The sequence below is a fragment of the Pseudomonas sp. NPDC089554 genome, assembly GCF_050280645.1.
Taxonomy (GTDB): Bacteria; Pseudomonadota; Gammaproteobacteria; order Pseudomonadales; family Pseudomonadaceae; genus Aquipseudomonas.
Genome location: NZ_JBNNVR010000183.1, coordinates 1 through 2,398 on the forward strand (window position 1 = coordinate 1; position 2,398 = coordinate 2,398).

A 2,398-nucleotide genomic window follows, 5' to 3' on the forward strand; every position below is an offset into this window, starting at 1 on the left:
CGCTTCGCCAAACGCTCTTTAACAAATCGAATCAAGCAATTCGTGTGGGTGCTTGTGAGTATGGACTGATCGTCGCCAAGATTATCAGCATCACAAGTGGCCATGCGAGAAATCACATAGTCATTTGAGATTGCTGAGCCAAGTTTAGGGTTACTTAAAAACCCAAGCAGTATTGAACTGAAGAGTTTGATCATGGCTCAGATTGAACGCTGGCGGCAGGCCTAACACATGCAAGTCGAGCGGATGAGGGGAGCTTGCTTCTCGATTCAGCGGCGGACGGGTGAGTAATGCCTAGGAATCTGCCTGGTAGTGGGGGACAACGTTTCGAAAGGAACGCTAATACCGCATACGTCCTACGGGAGAAAGCAGGGGACCTTCGGGCCTTGCGCTATCAGATGAGCCTAGGTCGGATTAGCTAGTTGGTGAGGTAATGGCTCACCAAGGCGACGATCCGTAACTGGTCTGAGAGGATGATCAGTCACACTGGAACTGAGACACGGTCCAGACTCCTACGGGAGGCAGCAGTGGGGAATATTGGACAATGGGCGAAAGCCTGATCCAGCCATGCCGCGTGTGTGAAGAAGGTCTTCGGATTGTAAAGCACTTTAAGTTGGGAGGAAGGGTTGTACGTTAATACCGTGCAATTTTGACGTTACCGACAGAATAAGCACCGGCTAACTCTGTGCCAGCAGCCGCGGTAATACAGAGGGTGCAAGCGTTAATCGGAATTACTGGGCGTAAAGCGCGCGTAGGTGGTTCGTTAAGTTGGATGTGAAAGCCCCGGGCTCAACCTGGGAACTGCATCCAAAACTGGCGAGCTAGAGTACGGTAGAGGGTGGTGGAATTTCCTGTGTAGCGGTGAAATGCGTAGATATAGGAAGGAACACCAGTGGCGAAGGCGACCACCTGGACTGATACTGACACTGAGGTGCGAAAGCGTGGGGAGCAAACAGGATTAGATACCCTGGTAGTCCACGCCGTAAACGATGTCAACTAGCCGTTGGAATCCTTGAGATTTTAGTGGCGCAGCTAACGCATTAAGTTGACCGCCTGGGGAGTACGGCCGCAAGGTTAAAACTCAAATGAATTGACGGGGGCCCGCACAAGCGGTGGAGCATGTGGTTTAATTCGAAGCAACGCGAAGAACCTTACCAGGCCTTGACATGCAGAGAACTTTCCAGAGATGGATTGGTGCCTTCGGGAACTCTGACACAGGTGCTGCATGGCTGTCGTCAGCTCGTGTCGTGAGATGTTGGGTTAAGTCCCGTAACGAGCGCAACCCTTGTCCTTAGTTACCAGCACGTGATGGTGGGCACTCTAAGGAGACTGCCGGTGACAAACCGGAGGAAGGTGGGGATGACGTCAAGTCATCATGGCCCTTACGGCCTGGGCTACACACGTGCTACAATGGTCGGTACAGAGGGTTGCCAAGCCGCGAGGTGGAGCTAATCTCACAAAACCGATCGTAGTCCGGATCGCAGTCTGCAACTCGACTGCGTGAAGTCGGAATCGCTAGTAATCGCGAATCAGAATGTCGCGGTGAATACGTTCCCGGGCCTTGTACACACCGCCCGTCACACCATGGGAGTGGGTTGCACCAGAAGTAGCTAGTCTAACCTTCGGGGGGACGGTTACCACGGTGTGATTCATGACTGGGGTGAAGTCGTAACAAGGTAGCCGTAGGGGAACCTGCGGCTGGATCACCTCCTTAATCGAAGACATCAGCCTGCTGATGAGCTCCCACACGAATTGCTTGATTCATTGTATAAAGACGATCAAGACCCAAAGTTTTACCCTTAGGTCTGTAGCTCAGTTGGTTAGAGCGCACCCCTGATAAGGGTGAGGTCGGCAGTTCAAATCTGCCCAGACCTACCAATTTTGGTTGGAATGTTGAGTACCCCATGCCTCTGGATAAAGAGTGGTGAGGACGGCTCTTCTGCAGTTCAAATCTGCCCAGACCTACCAATATGCGGGGCCATAGCTCAGCTGGGAGAGCGCCTGCCTTGCACGCAGGAGGTCAGCGGTTCGATCCCGCTTGGCTCCACCACTTTCTGTTGTGTCTACCTTGATCAGAACCTAGAAATGAGCATTCACGCTGGTGCGTTGGAATGTTGATTTCTGGCTTTTGTCAGATCGTTCTTTAAAAATTCGGATATGTGATAGAAATAGACTGAACACCAGTTTCACTGCTGGTGGATCAGGCTAAGGTAAAATTTGTGAGTTCTGCGCGAGAGCGCGAAATACGAATTTTCGGCGAATGTCGTCTTCACAGTATAACCAGATTGCTTGGGGTTATATGGTCAAGTGAAGAAGCGCATACGGTGGATGCCTTGGCAGTCAGAGGCGATGAAAGACGTGGTAGCCTGCGAAAAGCTTTGGGGAGTCGGCAAACAGACTG

The 2,398-nt window shown here is 51.8% G+C and carries 2 tRNA genes and 2 rRNA genes; all 4 read left to right on the forward strand.

The features are described 5' to 3' along the window. Window positions 1-174: 174 nt before the first annotated feature. Window positions 175-1,711: ribosomal RNA gene (locus ACQKPE_RS26265) — 16S ribosomal RNA — on the forward strand. A gap of 87 nt (window positions 1,712-1,798) precedes the next feature. Beyond that, window positions 1,799-1,875, forward strand: a tRNA-Ile gene (locus tag ACQKPE_RS26270). A 96-nt stretch (window positions 1,876-1,971) separates the two neighbouring features. Beyond that, window positions 1,972-2,047: transfer RNA gene (locus ACQKPE_RS26275), tRNA-Ala, on the forward strand. A 251-nt stretch (window positions 2,048-2,298) separates the two neighbouring features. Then, window positions 2,299-2,398 (forward strand): 23S ribosomal RNA (locus ACQKPE_RS26280); the annotation flags it as partial.